The sequence below is a fragment of the Bacteroides zhangwenhongii genome (assembly GCF_009193325.2).
Taxonomy (GTDB): domain Bacteria; phylum Bacteroidota; class Bacteroidia; order Bacteroidales; family Bacteroidaceae; genus Bacteroides; species Bacteroides zhangwenhongii.
Genome location: NZ_CP059856.1, coordinates 464304 through 480271, shown reverse-complemented (window position 1 = coordinate 480271; position 15968 = coordinate 464304). Strand labels below are relative to the sequence as shown.

Genomic DNA, 15968 nt, shown 5'->3' with positions numbered 1-15968 from the left:
AGATTAAAAGTTAAGATTGATTCCGAGAGAGAACGTGCGTGGACGTGGCCATAGACTTTGATCAATGGCGTTGCACTCTGGATCGAGTCCGGAATACTTGGTGATAGTAAACACATTCTGCACCGATGCGCTGATCCGACCGGATAACTTGCTGGTGAACAAATTCTTGAAGGTGTATCCCAAAGTAATGTTATCCATCTTCAGGAAAGAAGCATTTTCCAAAAAGAGATCGCTTGCTTTTTGCTCGGTAGAACTGGTGAGAGTGAATCCGGTGCTTTCTACTGCCGATTTATAATAATTGGTGATAAATCCTTGATTGGAGAAAGCATTCAGTGAACCGTTGTCCGCTGCACTGGCGTTGTAGACATAGTTCCCGATACTGGCACGGAGATTGAAGCCCAGATCCCAATTCTTATATGTAAACTGCGAACTCAGTCCCATGTATACGTCCGCCATCGGACTCTTTTTAGTCATATACCGGTCGTCATTCGTAATCTGTCCGTCGTTATTGCGGTCTACCACTGCGTTTTGTACCGGTTTTCCATTCTCGTCGTATACCTGTTGGAAGAGCCAGTAAGTGGAGGGGGCATAACCTACCTGGTGCTTTTGTAGTACTGTGCCACTACCGTATGAAGCAGAACCGGCATTGATGCCTTCATAATCCGGATTGTAGGTAGCGGTCAACTTAGTAATTTTGCTGGTGTTCCAAGTCACGTTATAGCCTAATTCCCAAGAGAAATCTTTAGTCTGTATAGCTACGGCATTGATATTGAATTCCAAACCTTCGTTTTTCATAGATCCCACGTTGGCTGTTATCATATTGGTAAAGTTGCTTCCTGCCGCTACGCTGACTGTGTTCAATAAATCTTTCGTACGCTTCTGATAATATTCGATACTACCGTTAATACGATTGTTCAGAAATCCGTAGTCGATGCCGACATTGTATGTCGCAGTCTGTTCCCATTTCAAATCGGGGCTGTACCCATCCGGTTTCAGTAGATATGAACCCATATATTGTGAAGTCGTATTGTTACCCAGCGAGTAGTTAGTGATATAGAGATAATCGGTAATCTCCTGCTGACCGGTGACACCATATCCTACACGCAGTTTCAAGTTGGACATAATATCACGTGCCTTTTCCATAAACGGTTCGTTGATAATACTCCATGCCAATGCTGCGGAGGGGAAGAGTCCCCAACGGTTGCTCTTGCTGAAACGTGAGGAACCGTCCTGACGTAACGTTGCAGTGAGCAAATAACGTTCTTTGAAGTTGTAATTCAGTCGTCCGAAGAAAGAAACCAGATAATTTTCCCAAGGTGAGGGAGTGTTATTGTTTTGTATGTAACGTCCTTCATCGTCGTTATAAGTCCATCCTTCTTTAGTTCCCAGGTTTTCGGTAACATTTGATTTGTAAATGCTCAAGTCTCTGTAATAGAAATGTTGCCAGGAATATCCGGCCATTACATTGATATTGCTTTGAATGGATTCTATGTTTTTGGCGTAGTTCAAATAAAAGTCCAGCAAATGGTTGCGGCGCAGATTGTTCCAGTCATTACCACGTCCGATATTCTTGAAATCACTGTCTTTGGCTGTTTGGAAAGAACCGGGAACGGTATAGTTTCCACCTGTGCTTTTTGCTACGTCATAACCTACGTTCAAGTTGGCATGCAAATCTTCTAATCCGTGTATTTTATAATCTAACTGGATATTGCCGAGACTTCGTTTAGTAGTTCCCGCATTGTCCACATCGTAGAGTAAAGATAACGGATTGGCGGAAGAAAGCGTGTTGGGAGTATTCTTGCCGGTACTCCAGTTCCAATAACCGTTATAGTTATATAAATTACTACCGTATGTAGGGTCTTCTGTGTCAATACCATAGATTGGTTTGGTAGGGTCAAAGAAAGCAGCTGCCCCTACTGCTCCCGAATCAGCAAAACGATTTTTGTTAATCGTTCCTTTTACATTGATATCCACACTCAAATGATCATCAAAGAACTTCGGACTTAGATTGACAGATGCGGTGTATCTTTCATACTTGGATGTCTTGATTGTACCTCGTTCATTGTTGTAACCTAAAGACACGCGGAAAGGCATGAATCCTGCTTTTCCTGCTACGGATATATTTTGGTCTGTGCTCAAACCACTTTGATAGATAGCATCCTGCCAATCGGTAGACTGTGAGGGGTAGAGATTAATCAGATTGCGTGCTGCATCGCCTAAAGCGGTGCCTTCGGCATATTGGTTCGTCACTGCCTGGCGGAACTCGTCTGCATTCATCGTTTCAAAACGCTTATAAGGATCTTTGAAAGTATAACTGCTGTTATAAGTTACCTTGATTTTTCCTTGTGTCCCTTTCTTGGTAGTGATGATGATAACGCCGTTTGATGCACGTGAACCGTAGATGGCGGTTGCTGATGCGTCTTTTAATACGGTAAAAGTTTCTATATCATTCGGATTAATGGTCGATAAAGCATTCGGTGTACCCGGAGCTGAATTGTTGGCTACAGGGATTCCGTCTATGACGATTAGCGGGTCATTGCTGGCATTCAGAGAAGAACCGCTACGGATGCGTAGCGTAGAACCTGAGCCCGGACCACCGTCACCTTGAGCGACTGCCAATCCCGGAACTTTTCCCATGATCAATTCTTCGGGTGAAGTGACTGCACCTTTGTTCATCTCTTCAGCTTTAATGGCAACGACTGATCCGCTCAAGTCTTCTTTCTTAACGGAGCCATATCCGATGACCACTACGTCGTCCAACTGTTTTGAATCATCTTTCAGAGCAACTTTCATTTGTGCTGCGGCCGGTAATTCCTGTGTCTTATATCCGATGAAGGAAATGACAATGATGTCTCCTTGCTTGGCCTGTAATTTAAACTTCCCATCCAGATCGGTAATGGTGCCATTGGTAGTACCTTTAACTACTACATTTGCTCCGATAACTCCCTCTCCGGTGGTACCGTCCTGGACGAGTCCACTTACTGACAGGTTTTGTGCAACTGCCTGTACCGTAAACATAATGGCTACTAAAAATAGCAGCATTATTTTACCCGGTTCATTCATTTTTTTTGTTTTCATGTTATTAAATAAGTTCGTCAAAAATAGTACTTCTATATGAATACCTATTGAAAACTATGGAATCTTAATTAAACTTGTTTAAGGTCTTATTTTATCTCTTTGACTGAGATGGCGTATCCTCCGCCTATTGCAGCTTTCAGTGTAAGTTTGCTTTTGTTGTTTATTTTCTTTTTTGTGATAACGTATGCTTGCGGATTTTTGTCCCAACTTGCATCTTTAGCGTCAGCATAAATGGTAGCTTCATATTTTTTCCCAGGTTCGAGGAAGTCAAAGCTTAATTTAGACTCATGTCCCTTTTCTCCGGCAGTGCAACCTATATACCAGTCATTCGTTCCTTTGGCACGACGGGCTATCGTGATATATTCTCCTGGTTCCGCTTCCAGATATTTACTTTCATCCCAATCAATAGCTACATCCTTGATAAATTGGAAAGCATCCATGAAACGCTCGTAATTTTCAGGAATATCAGCGGCCATCTGCAATGGGCTGTACATAGTTACATACAATGCCAGTTGGCGGGCGATAGTAGAGCGAACCTGAGAATTATTAGCCGGATTCATTTTGTTGCAATGTGTTTCGAAGATTCCCGGAGTATAATCCATCGGTCCTCCAACCAGACGGGTGAATGGAAGGATTGTAGTATGGTATACTTTGTTGCCTCCGAATGACTCATATTCTGTTCCACGAGCGGATTCATTACCGATCAAGTTCGGATAAGTGCGGCAGATACCTGTCGGGCGTACTGCTTCGTGAGCATTCACCATAATCTTGTAGTCTGCTGCTTTCTTCACCGCATACAGATAATGATTATTCATCCATTGTCCGTAATGGTGCTCGCCACGGGGAATAATATTGCCGACATAACCGCTCTTTACAGAGTTATAGCCGTTATCCACCATAAATTGATAAGCTTTATCCATATGACGTTCGTAGTTACGGGCTGATGCGGAAGTTTCATGGTGCATCATCATTTTGACACCTTTACTTGCGGCATAACGATGAATCTCTTTTACGTCGAAATCGGGATACGGAGTGACGAAATCGAATACATAATCTTTGCTGTTACCGAACCAGTCTTCCCAACCTTCGTTCCATCCTTCTACCAGTACTGCGTCAAAACCGTTGGCGGCAGCGAAATCGATATAACGTTTTACATTAGCGGTGTTAGCGGAATGTTTGCCGTTAGGTTTGGTTTTTGAATAATCTGTTTCACCCAGTTTTACACTAGTCAGCTCATCGGTATAGGCCCATGAGCCCTTTCCGGTTATCATATCCCACCACACACCGATATATTTCACAGGTTTTACCCAAGAGGTTGCATCCGGCAACTTGCATGGTTCGTTCAGGTTGAGAGTAATACGGGATGCAAGGATGTTGCGTGCATCATCACTGACAATGACAGTACGCCATGGTGTATGGCAAGGTGTCTGCATATATCCTTTGTCCCCTTTTGCATCCGGAGTCAGCCAAGATTCGAATATCATGTTTTTATCGTCCAGGTTGAGGTGCATACAAGAATAATCGATGAGAGCTGCCTCGTGAAGGTTGATGTAAAGACCATCATCCGTTTTCATCATAAGAGCAGTCTGCACACCTGTCGGTGAGAAAGGAGTTTGAGACGAATTGGGAGTGATTGCCTGTTTCATCAACCCTCTGATTTCCGATAAGCGGGAGATAGTATAATCATATTCCTGCGTATCATAATCGCCCGGTATCCAAAAAGCGGTATGGTCGCCTGACATGGCAAACTGGGAATGTTCTTCTTTAATAACGAAATAATTCAATGATTTTTGTTGAGGGAACTCGTAACGGAATCCCAGACCGTCATTGAATAAGCGGAAACGGATCAGGATGGAGCGCTCATTCATCGGCTGGTATAGTGTCACTGCCAATTCATTATAATGATTACGGATTTCTTTTTCTTCTCCCCATACCGGTTGCCATGTTTCATCGAATGTATCGGTCTTTGCATCCTTTAGTTCAAAACCGTTATAAAGATTTGTTTTTGAGTCAAGTTTGGTGAGATCTCTACGGTCTACCCAGTCGAAGTCTGTCCGGGTATTGTCTTCTTTCTTTAATTCTAAACCTAAAGTACTGGGTTTGATAACCGTTTTGCCTTTATAAATCAAATCGTACGTTGGAGCACCTTCCTTGTTTACCTGAAAGGTCATTACCAGATTTCCATCCGGTGAAGTCAGTTTCTGCTGCGCATTCGTTATAAATGAAATACAGAGGAATGCAATGAGTAAAAGATTCTTTTTCATTTTATTTATTGGTATTAAATTGTAAGCTAACTAATGTTTCTACTCCTTTTTATTTCGGATGTTGCAAATGTAGCGACCTATTGAATCGGAAGAGGTGTCTAGAATAAAAATATAACCGCTTTATGATTTTATTTAATTGATTATCAATTATATATTATTGTTTGGAATCGGCGAAAATATAAGTGGAAATTAAATAGTTTGGCTTATCTATTTCATTGTGATTACTATATTCATTATATTTGTGACATCTTTAAAAAGTAACCTATGAGAAATATAGCCTATTGTGTATTGTCTTTTCTTTTGGTTGGTTCTGTTTCAATGTTTGCAAAACAGACAGATAATGTGGCAGCTCTTAAAAAGCTGGACGACATCATAAATAAAAAGGAGACTTATCAGATTCAGAAAGAAAAGGAAATTGAAGGCTTGAAGTTGCAATTGGCTCATTCAAATGCCTCTGCCGACAAATATCGTCTATACGGTTCCTTATTTGATGCTTATCTTCATTATCAGGCTGATTCTGCCCTTCATTATATAAATAAGAAACAGCAGGTGCTTCCGCAACTGAATCGTCCTGAATTGGACAATAAGATTATTATTGATCGTGCAACGGTATTAGGGGTAATGGGAATGTATATTGAAGCTATTGAGGAATTGGAGAGGATGAATCCGACGAAGCTGGACAAAGAAACCTTGTTGGCTTATTATCAGACTTATCGTGCTTGTTATGGTTGGCTGGCTGATTACACCACTAATAAGGAAGCGAAAAAGAAATATCTCGAAAAAACAGATTTATACCGGGATTCTATTATTAGTGTAATGTCACCGGAAATCAACAGAACGATTGTTCTGGCAGAGAAATGTATCGTCAGTGGTAAGGCGGATACTGCTTTGGTGATACTTGATGAGGCTTTGAAAGAGGCGGTTGACGAACGGCAGAAAGTGTATATCTACTATACATTGTCTGAAGCGTACGGTATGAAGAAGGATTCTGAGAAAGAAGTTTATTATCTCATATTGACAGCTATTGCAGATTTGGAATCTTCGGTCAGGGAGTATGCCTCTTTGCAAAAGTTGGCACATCTGATGTATGAACTAGGGGATATTGACCGTGCTTATAAGTACTTGAGTTGTTCGATGGAAGATGCCGTAGCCTGCAATGCCCGTTTGAGGTTTATTGAAGTGACGGAGTTTTTCCCGATTATCGATAAGGCTTATAAGTTGAAAGAAGAGAAAGAACAAGCCGTTTCCAGAGCGATGCTTATTAGTGTCAGTATGTTGTCTTTATTTCTTTTGATAGCTATTTTCTTTTTGTATCGCTGGATGAAGAAACTGTCTGCTATGCGTCGTGATTTGAGTTTGGCTAACCGGCAGATGTTGGCTGTGAACAAAGAACTGGAGCAGACAGGCAAGATAAAAGAAGTATATATCGCCCGTTATTTGGACAGATGTGTGAACTATCTGGATAAGTTGGAGATGTATCGCCGCTCATTGGCTAAATTGGCTATGGCTTCCCGGATTGAGGATTTGTTTAAGGCTATAAAGTCCGAGCAGTTTATCAAAGATGAACGAAACGAGTTTTATAATGAGTTCGATAAGTCTTTCCTGAAACTTTTTCCGAATTTCATTTCCGCTTTCAATGATTTGTTGGTAGAGGAGGGACGGATATATCCGAAATCTGATGAACTGCTGACTACCGAACTTCGTATTTTTGCTCTTATCCGTTTGGGAGTGGTAGACAGTAATAAAATTGCTCATTTCTTGGGTTACTCATTGGCGACGATCTATAATTACCGTAGCCGGATGCGCAATAGGGCCGCTGGAGATAAGGAACGGTTTGAACAGGACGTGATGAATTTATAATATTATTTGTTTTGTAACATCAGAAATAGCTTTTTTTATACCTTTGTAGGTGGTACTAACTAATCTAATAATAAATTTACTAAAGAATGAAAAAGTTAATCTACACATTGTTCTTTGTCCTTATTTCCGTTGTGGCCAACGGTCAGGCAAAGTATGTATTCTATTTCATTGGAGATGGGATGGGAGTCAACCAAGTGAATGGTACGGAGATGTATCAGGCGGAACTTCAGAACGGACGTATCGGCGTTGAGCCTTTGTTGTTTACTCAATTTCCGGTTGCCACGATGGCGACTACTTTCTCTGCAACTAATTCCGTGACCGATTCTGCCGCCGCAGGTACTGCGTTGGCTACAGGAAAGAAAACCTATAATCACGCTATTTCTGTGGGGGAAGATAAGAATGCGATTCAAACCGTAGCTGAAAAGGCGAAGAAAGCCGGTAAGAAAGTCGGTGTCACTACTTCTGTCAGTGTTGATCATGCTACCCCTGCCGCATTCTATGCGCACCAACCGGATCGTAATATGTATTATGAGATTGCTCTTGACTTGCCGAAAGCTAATTTTGACTTTTATGCAGGTGGCGGATTCCTGAAACCGACAACTTCTTTTGATAAGAAAGAGGCTCCAAGCATTTTCCCTATCTTTGAAGAAGCCGGATATACAGTGGCACGTGGTTACAATGACTATAAAGCAAAATCAGCTAAGGCTGAAAAGATGATTCTCATTCAGGAAAAGGGGGCTAATCCGTCATGTCTGCCTTATGCCATTGACCGCAAAGAGGATGATCTGACGCTGGCGCAAATTACGGAAAGCGCTATCGACTTTCTGACTAAAGGCAAGAATAAAGGCTTCTTCCTCATGGTGGAAGGCGGAAAGATTGACTGGGCTTGTCACGCGAATGATGCAGCTACCGTATTCAATGAAGTAAAAGATATGGATAACGCTATCAAAGTGGCTTATGAATTTTATAAGAAGCATCCGAAAGAAACACTGATAGTCGTTACTGCCGACCACGAAACTGGTGGTATCGTATTGGGAACCGGAAAATATGAACTGAACTTGAAAGCATTGCAATCTCAAAAACATTCGGCTGACGGACTTTCTCAACGTATCAGTGAACTGAGAAAAGCCAAAGGTAACAAAGTAACTTGGGAAGATATGAAAGAATTTCTTGGCAATGAAATGGGATTCTGGAAACAATTACCTATTTCTTGGCAACAAGAAAAGAAGTTGCACGACGAATTTGAAAAGTCATTCGTGAAGAATAAAGTGGTGTTTGCCGAGAGTATGTACTCGAAGAGCGAGCCTATGGCTGCTTGTGCCAAACAAGTTATGGATGAGATCGCGATGGTTGGCTGGGTGAGTGGCGGACATTCTGCCGGTTTTGTACCTGTATTCGCTATTGGAGCCGGTTCACATTTGTTCGGTGAGAAGATAGATAATACTGAAATACCGAAGAGAATAGCCAAAGCGGCGGGATATAAATAAGAATGCCCGTGCAAAGCACAATAATAAAGAAAGCCGGAAGTTCAATTGAGCTTCCGGCTTTCTTTATTATTGTGTTCTATGTAACTTATGCTTTTACACGTCCTACGTATGAACCGTCGCGAGTATCGATTTCGATTGTTTCACCTTCGTTGATGAATAAAGGAACACGTACTGTTGCTCCTGATTCTACGGTAGCAGGTTTCAATGTATTGGTAGCAGTGTCACCTTTGACGCCCGGCTCTGTATAAGTAACCTTCATCTGTACCTTGATCGGCATATCCGCATACAATACGGTTTCGGTAGAAGCGTCGGAAACAACATCCAATACTGCACCTTCAAGCAGGAAGTCAACACCGTTAATCAAGTCGTGAGCGATAGGATGCTGGTCAAAAGTTTCCTGATTCATGAAGATATAATCTTCTCCTTCTTTATATAAGAACTGATAAGGACGACGTTCTACACGTACGTCTTCCAATTTTTCACCGATGTTGAAACGACGTTCGAGAACGTAGCCGCTAACTACATCTTTCAGTTTAGTACGCATGAAAGTGTTACCTTTACCAGGTTTTACATGCAGGAATTCTATACAGAAATAGAGCTTTCCGTCCATACGGATACAGGTTCCGTTTTTGATGTCTTGAGCATTAATCATACTGCTATTCTTCTTATTATATTATTGTTATTTAATTGTTTTCGTCGGAAATCGAGTGCAAAAGTAATCTAAATCAGTAAAAAACACAAAAACTTTTGAGCAAAAATGAGTTATCTCTTGGTTAATTTAAAAAAAGTGCCTATTTTTGCAGCCCGATTACGTAGAATAATAACATAAAACAAGATACAAAAATGAAAAGAACATTTCAACCCTCTAACAGAAAGAGAAAGAACAAACACGGTTTCCGTGAGAGAATGGCGTCTGCTAATGGTCGTAGAGTATTGGCTGCTCGCCGTGCAAAAGGCAGAAAGAAACTGACTGTTTCTGATGAGTACAACGGACAGAAGTGGTAATCACTTTTATCTATCATCAGGGAAACAAAAAAGGCGGGGAATTTAATCTCTGCCTTTTTGTTTATAGCAAACTTTTCATCACCTCTTTTTTATAAATTCAACTATTTTGTCGTATCTTTGGCGCATATAAACAGCAATGCGTATGACTATTAGAGAATTCTTTTCTTTTAAAACAAATAAATTTTTCTGGTTGAATATTGCCGCTATGATTGTGATAGTGGCAGTCATGGTATTCGGCGTGCTGAAATGGATTGATGCATACACACATCATGGTGAATCGGTACTTGTTCCCGATGTGAAGGGGATGAGTGTGGAGGAGGCGACAAAGATGTTCCGGAATCATGGATTGGTATGCTCGGTTTCTGATACGAGATACGTTAAGGATAAGGCTGCCGGTATCGTGCTTGAACTCAAGCCGGGAGCCGGTGAGAAAGTAAAAGAAGGCCGTACGGTCTATCTGACAGTGAACACGCTGGATGTTCCTTTGCGTATGATTCCTGATGTTGCGGACAATAGCTCTCTTCGTCAGGCGCAAGCCAAACTGTTAAGTGCCGGTTTCAAACTGAATCAGGTCCAGTTAGTGAACGGTGAAAAGGACTGGGTGTATGGCGTGAAGTATCAGGGAAGGCAACTGACCGCCGGAGAAAAGATTCCTATGGGAGCTTCTTTGACACTGATGGTCGGTGATGGGGCAGGGAGCATGGAGAAAGACTCCACCGATGTTGCTGTGGATACAGAAATTCCTGTGACATCAGAATCATCTTCCACACAAGAAGATAACTGGTTTTAATGGATAACTAACAGAACAGACTCACATGATAGAGGAAGAACTTCCGGATGAACTGGAGAACGATTTGGATGATATAGAACCGGTCGGTGACGAGTCCCAACTTTACGAACACTTCCGGGTGGTGGTAGATAAGGGGCAGGCGATGGTCAGAATCGACAAATATCTGTTCGAACGTATTGTCAATGCTTCGCGCAACCGTATTCAGAAGGCTGCCGAAGGAGGATTCGTTATGGCCAATGGCAAGCCGGTGAAAAGTAGCTATAAAGTAAAGCCGCTGGATGTTATCACGGTGATGATGGACCGTCCGCGTTACGAAAATGAAATTATCCCGGAAGATATTCCCCTTACTATCGTTTATGAAGATCCCTATTTGATGGTGGTGAATAAGCCTGCCGGACTGGTAGTGCATCCGGGACATGGGAATTATCATGGCACTTTGGTCAATGCGCTTGCCTGGCATATGAAAGATAATCCCGATTATGATGCGAATGATCCGCACGTGGGACTTGTTCATCGGATCGACAAAGATACTTCGGGGTTGTTGGTGATTGCCAAGACACCGGACGCCAAAACAAATCTGGGAAACCAATTCTTTAATAAAACTACCAAACGTAAATATCGCGCCCTGGTATGGGGGATTGTGGAGCAGGATGAGGGAACAATCATCGGGAATATAGCCCGTAACCCGAAAGACCGAATGCAGATGGCAGTGATGTCCGACCCGACAGTTGGCAAACACGCTGTGACTCATTATCGTGTGTTGGAACGCTTGGGATACGTCACGCTTGTGGAATGTATCCTGGAGACGGGACGTACTCATCAGATCCGTGTCCACATGAAACATATCGGACATGTGCTGTTCAATGACGAACGCTATGGGGGGCACGAGATATTGAAAGGTACTCATTTTAGTAAATACAAACAATTTGTAAATAATTGCTTTGACACTTGTCCCCGACAGGCTTTGCATGCTATGACGTTGGGGTTTGTGCATCCCGTCACTGGTGAAGAGATGCATTTTACTTCCGAACTTCCGGATGACATGACCCGGCTTATCGAGAAGTGGAGAGGCTATATAAGTAATAGAGAATTAGAATGAAACGCAACATTGCTATCGTAGCAGGAGGTGATACCTCTGAAATCGTAGTTTCCCTGCGTAGCGCACAGGGTATTTATTCCTTTATAGATAAGGAGAAGTATAATTTGTACATTGTAGAGATGGAAGGCCGTCGCTGGGAAGTACAATTACCGGATGGTAACAAGGTTCCGGTGGACAGAAATGATTTTAGTTTTACGAACGGAACGGAAAAGGTAGTGTTCGATTTTGCTTATATTACGATTCATGGCACACCGGGTGAGGATGGTCGTCTGCAGGGATATTTTGATATGCTGCGCATTCCGTATTCCTGTTGTGGAGTATTGGCGGCTGCTATTACATACGATAAATTTGCCTGCAATCAGTATTTGAAGGCTTTTGGCGTACGTATTGCCGAATCGTTGCTGCTGCGTCAAGGACAGTCGGTTTCCGACGAAGATGTAATGGAGAAGATCGGTCTGCCTTGTTTTATCAAGCCCAGTCTGGGAGGTTCGAGCTTTGGCGTTACAAAAGTGAAGACAAAAGAACAAATCCAGCCTGCCATTGTTAAAGCTTTCGGAGAAGCGGAAGAAGTGATCGTTGAGGCATTTATGGAAGGTACGGAGCTGACTTGCGGTTGCTACAAGACGAAGGAAAAGTCGGTTATCTTCCCACCTACGGAAGTCGTTACCCACAATGAATTTTTCGATTACGATGCCAAATATAACGGTCAGGTAGATGAAATCACTCCTGCGCGTATCTCTCCGGAACTGACCGGACGCGTGCAGAAACTGACTTCGGCTATCTATGATATATTGGGCTGTTCCGGTATTATCCGTGTGGATTATATTGTGACTGCCGGTGAGAAACTGAATCTTCTCGAAGTGAATACGACTCCGGGAATGACTGCTACAAGCTTTATTCCTCAGCAGGTGCGTGCAGCCGGGCTGGATATAAAGGATGTGATGACTGATATTATCGAAAATAAATTTTAATCACGTTATGGACCTGACAGAGTTTAATGAGATTCGTCCTTACAATGATGAGGAACTTCCTCAGATCTTTGAGGAATTGATTGCTGATCCGGCTTTTCAAAAGGCTGTTACCGGAGTTATACCTAACGTTCCATTCGAACTGCTGGCACAGAAGATGCGTGCTTGTAAGACAAAACGTGAATTTCAGGAAGCGTTCTGTTATGGCATTTTGTGGAAGATTGCGCAGGAACATACAGATTCTTTGACATTAGACCATTCGCGTATACCGGATCATAATATAGCCTATACTTATATGTCGAACCATAGGGATATTATCCTTGATTCGGGCTTCCTTTCCATCTTGCTGATTGATGAAGGGATGGATACCGTAGAAATTGCCATCGGTGATAATCTGCTGATTTACCCGTGGATTAAGAAATTGGTGCGTGTCAATAAATCATTTATCGTTCAGCGTGCACTGACTATGAGGCAGATGTTGGAATCGTCAGCGCGAATGTCGCGCTATATGCATCATACTATCTCGCAGAAGAAACAATCAATATGGATTGCCCAGCGTGAAGGGCGTGCAAAAGATTCCAATGACCGCACACAGGACAGCGTCTTGAAAATGCTGGCGATGGGTGGTGAAGGTGATGTGATAGACCGTCTGCTGGAAATGAATATTGCTCCCCTTGCTATATCCTACGAATATGATCCCTGTGATTTTCTGAAAGCGCAGGAATTCCAATTGAAGAGAGATGTGGAAGGGTATAAAAAAACAACGCAGGACGATTTAATCAATATGAAAACCGGTCTTTTCGGATACAAGGGAAGAGTGCATTTTCAAGTTGCTCCTTGTCTGAACGACGAGTTGTTGCGCATGGACCGTTCTTTGCCGAAACCGGAACTGTTTGCCCGTATTTCCGCTAGTATTGACCGGCGTATTCATAGTAACTATCGGATTTATTCCGGAAATTATGTCGCTTACGACTGGTTGAATGGTTCCACAACGTTTGCTGCCAACTATACGGAAGAGGAGAAGCTGCGGTTCACAAACTATATTGACCAACAACTGGCTAAGATAAACATTCCGAATAAGGATGAAGACTTCTTGCGTGAGAAGTTGTTGTTGATGTATTCCAATCCGTTAGTTAATTATTTAGCCGCCTGCCGATGAAAATAGGAAAGTTATATATGATCTGGTTGTGGGGATTACTCCTCCTGATGGCTGCCTGTGGTGATGATGACTATTATTATCCATCGGTAAAAATGGAATTTGTTACGATAGAAGCGGGTGATGATGGCAGGATACGGACACTTATTCCCGATAAGGGGGATATATTACCTGTTTCGCAAGATCTTACGGGGTCTACGATTTCTCCGAATACCTCCAGACGTGTAATGAGTAACTATGAAACGATGGAGGAAGGGGCTAAAATTTATTCTTTGCAGTCGCTCCTCACACCGACTCCTAAACCGAAGGACGATCCGGCCTTTAAGGATAAGGAAGGTAAAGATCCGGTAGAGGTTGTCAGTATTTGGCTTGGACGGGATTATTTGAATATGATTCTTAACTTGAAAGCCAGTACCGGAAAAGGACATATTTTTGGCATAATTGAGGATAAGTCAGAACTGGAAACAATAGGATCTGTGGATATGTTGTTATATCATGATGCGGATAGTGATGAAGAATACTATAACCGGCGTGCTTATATTTCTGTTCCTTTAAAGCAATATGCGGAATCGGAACATCCTGCCGATGGGATTAAGATTAAATTCAGGTATTACACATACGGCAAGGAAGCCGATGTGATAGAGGATTACGAATTTGAGTATACTCCGGGTAAGACTGAATAATATAGAATAATATGCTTAAAATGAATCAATTGGTCGTGGGAATGCTTTTATTTCTTTCTTCTCTTTTCTCTTGTCAGCAGAAAGGAAATTTTGAGTCAATGAATGTAGAAGATTTCGATACGCTCATTCAAGATGAGGGTATGCAACGTCTGGATGTCCGTACATTGGCCGAATACTCGGAAGGACATATCGCAAAAACGATTAATATTAATGTGATGGATGACTCCTTTTCTTCGATGGCTGATTCTTTGTTGCAGAAAGACAGACCGGTGGCTGTATACTGCCGTAGTGGAAAGCGTAGTAAGAAGGCAGCGGCTATTTTGAGTAAGAAAGGATATAAAGTCTTTGAGCTTGATAAAGGATTTAATTCCTGGCAGGAAGCTGGTAAGGAAATAGAAAAGTGATGCAAGAAGAGAGTCATAATGAATGATAAAACGCAGATTAACGCAAATTATCGCAGAAATAATTTAATGAGTTGTTGATTAACCTATCAATATAATTGAAATAATCTGCGATAATTTGCGTTTTGATACTATCTTTTCTTGTCGGGGAGTATCCTCTTTAATAGCTGTATTGAAAGATTGCCTTTATGGCATTTCTGTTATTTCAATCCTTCCAATAGCCTCTTCAGAACGACGGTTGCCGAGATTTCACGGTTGGCCGCTTCCGGAATGACAATTGATTGCGGACTTTCAATCACGTCGTCTGTCACAATCATATTTCTACGAACCGGCAGGCAATGCATGAAATAAGCATTGTTGGTCACCGCCATTTGACGGTCGCTAACTGTCCAGTCACGATCCTTACTCAATATCTGTCCGTAGTTATCCCCCGTATAGGCTGCCCAGTTCTTTGCATATATGAAATCCGCTCCTTCGAACGCTTTCATCTGGTCGTACTCAACTTTGGCGTTACCCACGAATTGGGGATCCAGCTCGTATCCTTCCGGATGAGTGATGACAAATTCGTAATCTGTGGCGTTCATCCATTCTGCAAACGAGTTAGGAACGGCTTGCGGCAATGGACGGGGATGCGGTGCCCAAGTCATGACTACTTTGGGACGTGCTGTTTTCTTGTATTCCTCGATAGTGATTAGGTCGGCGAAACTTTGTAGCGGATGGCGGGTTGCTGCCTCCATCGAGAAAACCGGACGACCGGAATATTGAATAAATTGATTTAGGATTGTCTCTTGATAATCGAAATCACGGTCTTCGAAGCGTGCAAAAGAACGCACTCCGATCACATCGCAATAGCAGCCCATTACAGGGATCGCTTCCAGCAAATGTTCCGGTTTGTCTCCGTCCATAATTACACCACGTTCCGTTTCCAACTTCCAGGCACCTTGATTGATGTCAAGCACCATTACATTCATTCCCAGATTAAGCGCGGCTTTCTGTGTACTAAGGCGGGTGCGCAGACTGGAGTTGAAGAAGATCATCATCAATGTCTTATTCTTTCCAAGTTCTACATATTTGAAGCGGTCCTTCTTAATCTCAAATGCTTCTTCAATGGCCGATTTCAAGTTGCCAATGTCCTGTACACAAGTAAATTTCTTCATATCATTTAATTTTTAATTCT

Annotated in this window: 13 protein-coding genes; 9 read left to right on the top strand and 4 right to left on the bottom strand. The window is 42.3% G+C overall.

Translation table 11 applies throughout. The features are described from left to right. Nucleotides 1-3: 3 nt before the first annotated feature. Nucleotides 4-3078 (bottom strand): SusC/RagA family TonB-linked outer membrane protein, encoded by a 3075-nt coding sequence (locus tag GD630_RS01955; protein WP_143869007.1) that lies wholly within the window; start codon nucleotides 3076-3078, stop codon nucleotides 4-6. A gap of 86 nt (nucleotides 3079-3164) precedes the next feature. Further along, entirely contained in the window at nucleotides 3165-5342 is a 2178-nt protein-coding gene (locus GD630_RS01950; protein WP_007763856.1) for a glycoside hydrolase family 97 protein, read from the bottom strand. Nucleotides 5343-5606: 264 nt separating this feature from the next. On the opposite strand from GD630_RS01950, the gene GD630_RS01945 reads away from it, so the two are divergent. Together GD630_RS01945 and GD630_RS01940 are read left to right on the top strand one after the other, a co-directional pair. Beyond that, nucleotides 5607-7202: a DUF6377 domain-containing protein gene (locus GD630_RS01945; RefSeq protein ID WP_143869005.1), complete on the top strand. Its 1596-nt coding sequence runs from the start codon at nucleotides 5607-5609 to the stop codon at nucleotides 7200-7202. 86 nt (nucleotides 7203-7288) lie between these two features. Continuing rightward, complete coding sequence (locus GD630_RS01940) at nucleotides 7289-8689, top strand: alkaline phosphatase (protein WP_143869003.1); 1401 nt, start codon at nucleotides 7289-7291, stop codon at nucleotides 8687-8689. A gap of 85 nt (nucleotides 8690-8774) precedes the next feature. Here the strand turns inward: GD630_RS01940 and efp are convergent, their stop codons facing one another. After that, a complete protein-coding gene (gene efp, locus GD630_RS01935; protein ID WP_007763862.1) occupies nucleotides 8775-9341 on the bottom strand; it encodes an elongation factor P in 567 nt (188 codons plus the stop codon). A gap of 191 nt (nucleotides 9342-9532) precedes the next feature. Here efp and rpmH point away from each other — a divergent pair, with 191 nt between their 5' ends. From rpmH to GD630_RS01900, 7 genes are all read left to right on the top strand, one after another. After that, a complete protein-coding gene (gene rpmH / locus GD630_RS01930) occupies nucleotides 9533-9694 on the top strand; it encodes a 50S ribosomal protein L34 (protein ID WP_005678985.1) in 162 nt (53 codons plus the stop codon). 142 nt (nucleotides 9695-9836) lie between these two features. Further along, nucleotides 9837-10484, top strand: a complete 648-nt coding sequence (locus GD630_RS01925) for a PASTA domain-containing protein (RefSeq protein ID WP_143869001.1) — start codon at nucleotides 9837-9839, stop codon at nucleotides 10482-10484. A gap of 25 nt (nucleotides 10485-10509) precedes the next feature. Next, nucleotides 10510-11583 carry an RluA family pseudouridine synthase gene (locus GD630_RS01920; protein ID WP_143869000.1) on the top strand — a complete coding sequence of 358 codons (1074 nt, stop codon included), beginning with the start codon at nucleotides 10510-10512 and terminating at the stop codon, nucleotides 11581-11583. After that, the gene (locus GD630_RS01915; protein ID WP_143868998.1) at nucleotides 11580-12554 is read left to right on the top strand and encodes a D-alanine--D-alanine ligase; all 975 of its coding nucleotides are present in this window, start codon (nucleotides 11580-11582) and stop codon (nucleotides 12552-12554) included. The genes GD630_RS01920 and GD630_RS01915 overlap by 4 nt, the downstream gene beginning before the upstream one ends. 7 nt (nucleotides 12555-12561) lie before the next feature. Next, a complete protein-coding gene (locus tag GD630_RS01910) occupies nucleotides 12562-13710 on the top strand; it encodes an acyltransferase (RefSeq protein ID WP_143868996.1) in 1149 nt (382 codons plus the stop codon). Continuing rightward, the gene (locus tag GD630_RS01905; protein WP_143868994.1) at nucleotides 13707-14390 is read left to right on the top strand and encodes a NigD1/NigD2 family lipoprotein; all 684 of its coding nucleotides are present in this window, start codon (nucleotides 13707-13709) and stop codon (nucleotides 14388-14390) included. The genes GD630_RS01910 and GD630_RS01905 overlap by 4 nt, the downstream gene beginning before the upstream one ends. 11 nt (nucleotides 14391-14401) lie before the next feature. Next, complete coding sequence (locus tag GD630_RS01900) at nucleotides 14402-14794, top strand: rhodanese-like domain-containing protein (RefSeq protein ID WP_143868992.1); 393 nt, start codon at nucleotides 14402-14404, stop codon at nucleotides 14792-14794. A 197-nt stretch (nucleotides 14795-14991) separates the two neighbouring features. On the opposite strand, the gene GD630_RS01895 is transcribed toward GD630_RS01900, so the two are convergent. Beyond that, entirely contained in the window at nucleotides 14992-15948 is a 957-nt protein-coding gene (locus tag GD630_RS01895) for a Rossmann-fold NAD(P)-binding domain-containing protein (protein WP_007763881.1), read from the bottom strand. Between the last annotated feature and the right edge of the window lie 20 nt (nucleotides 15949-15968).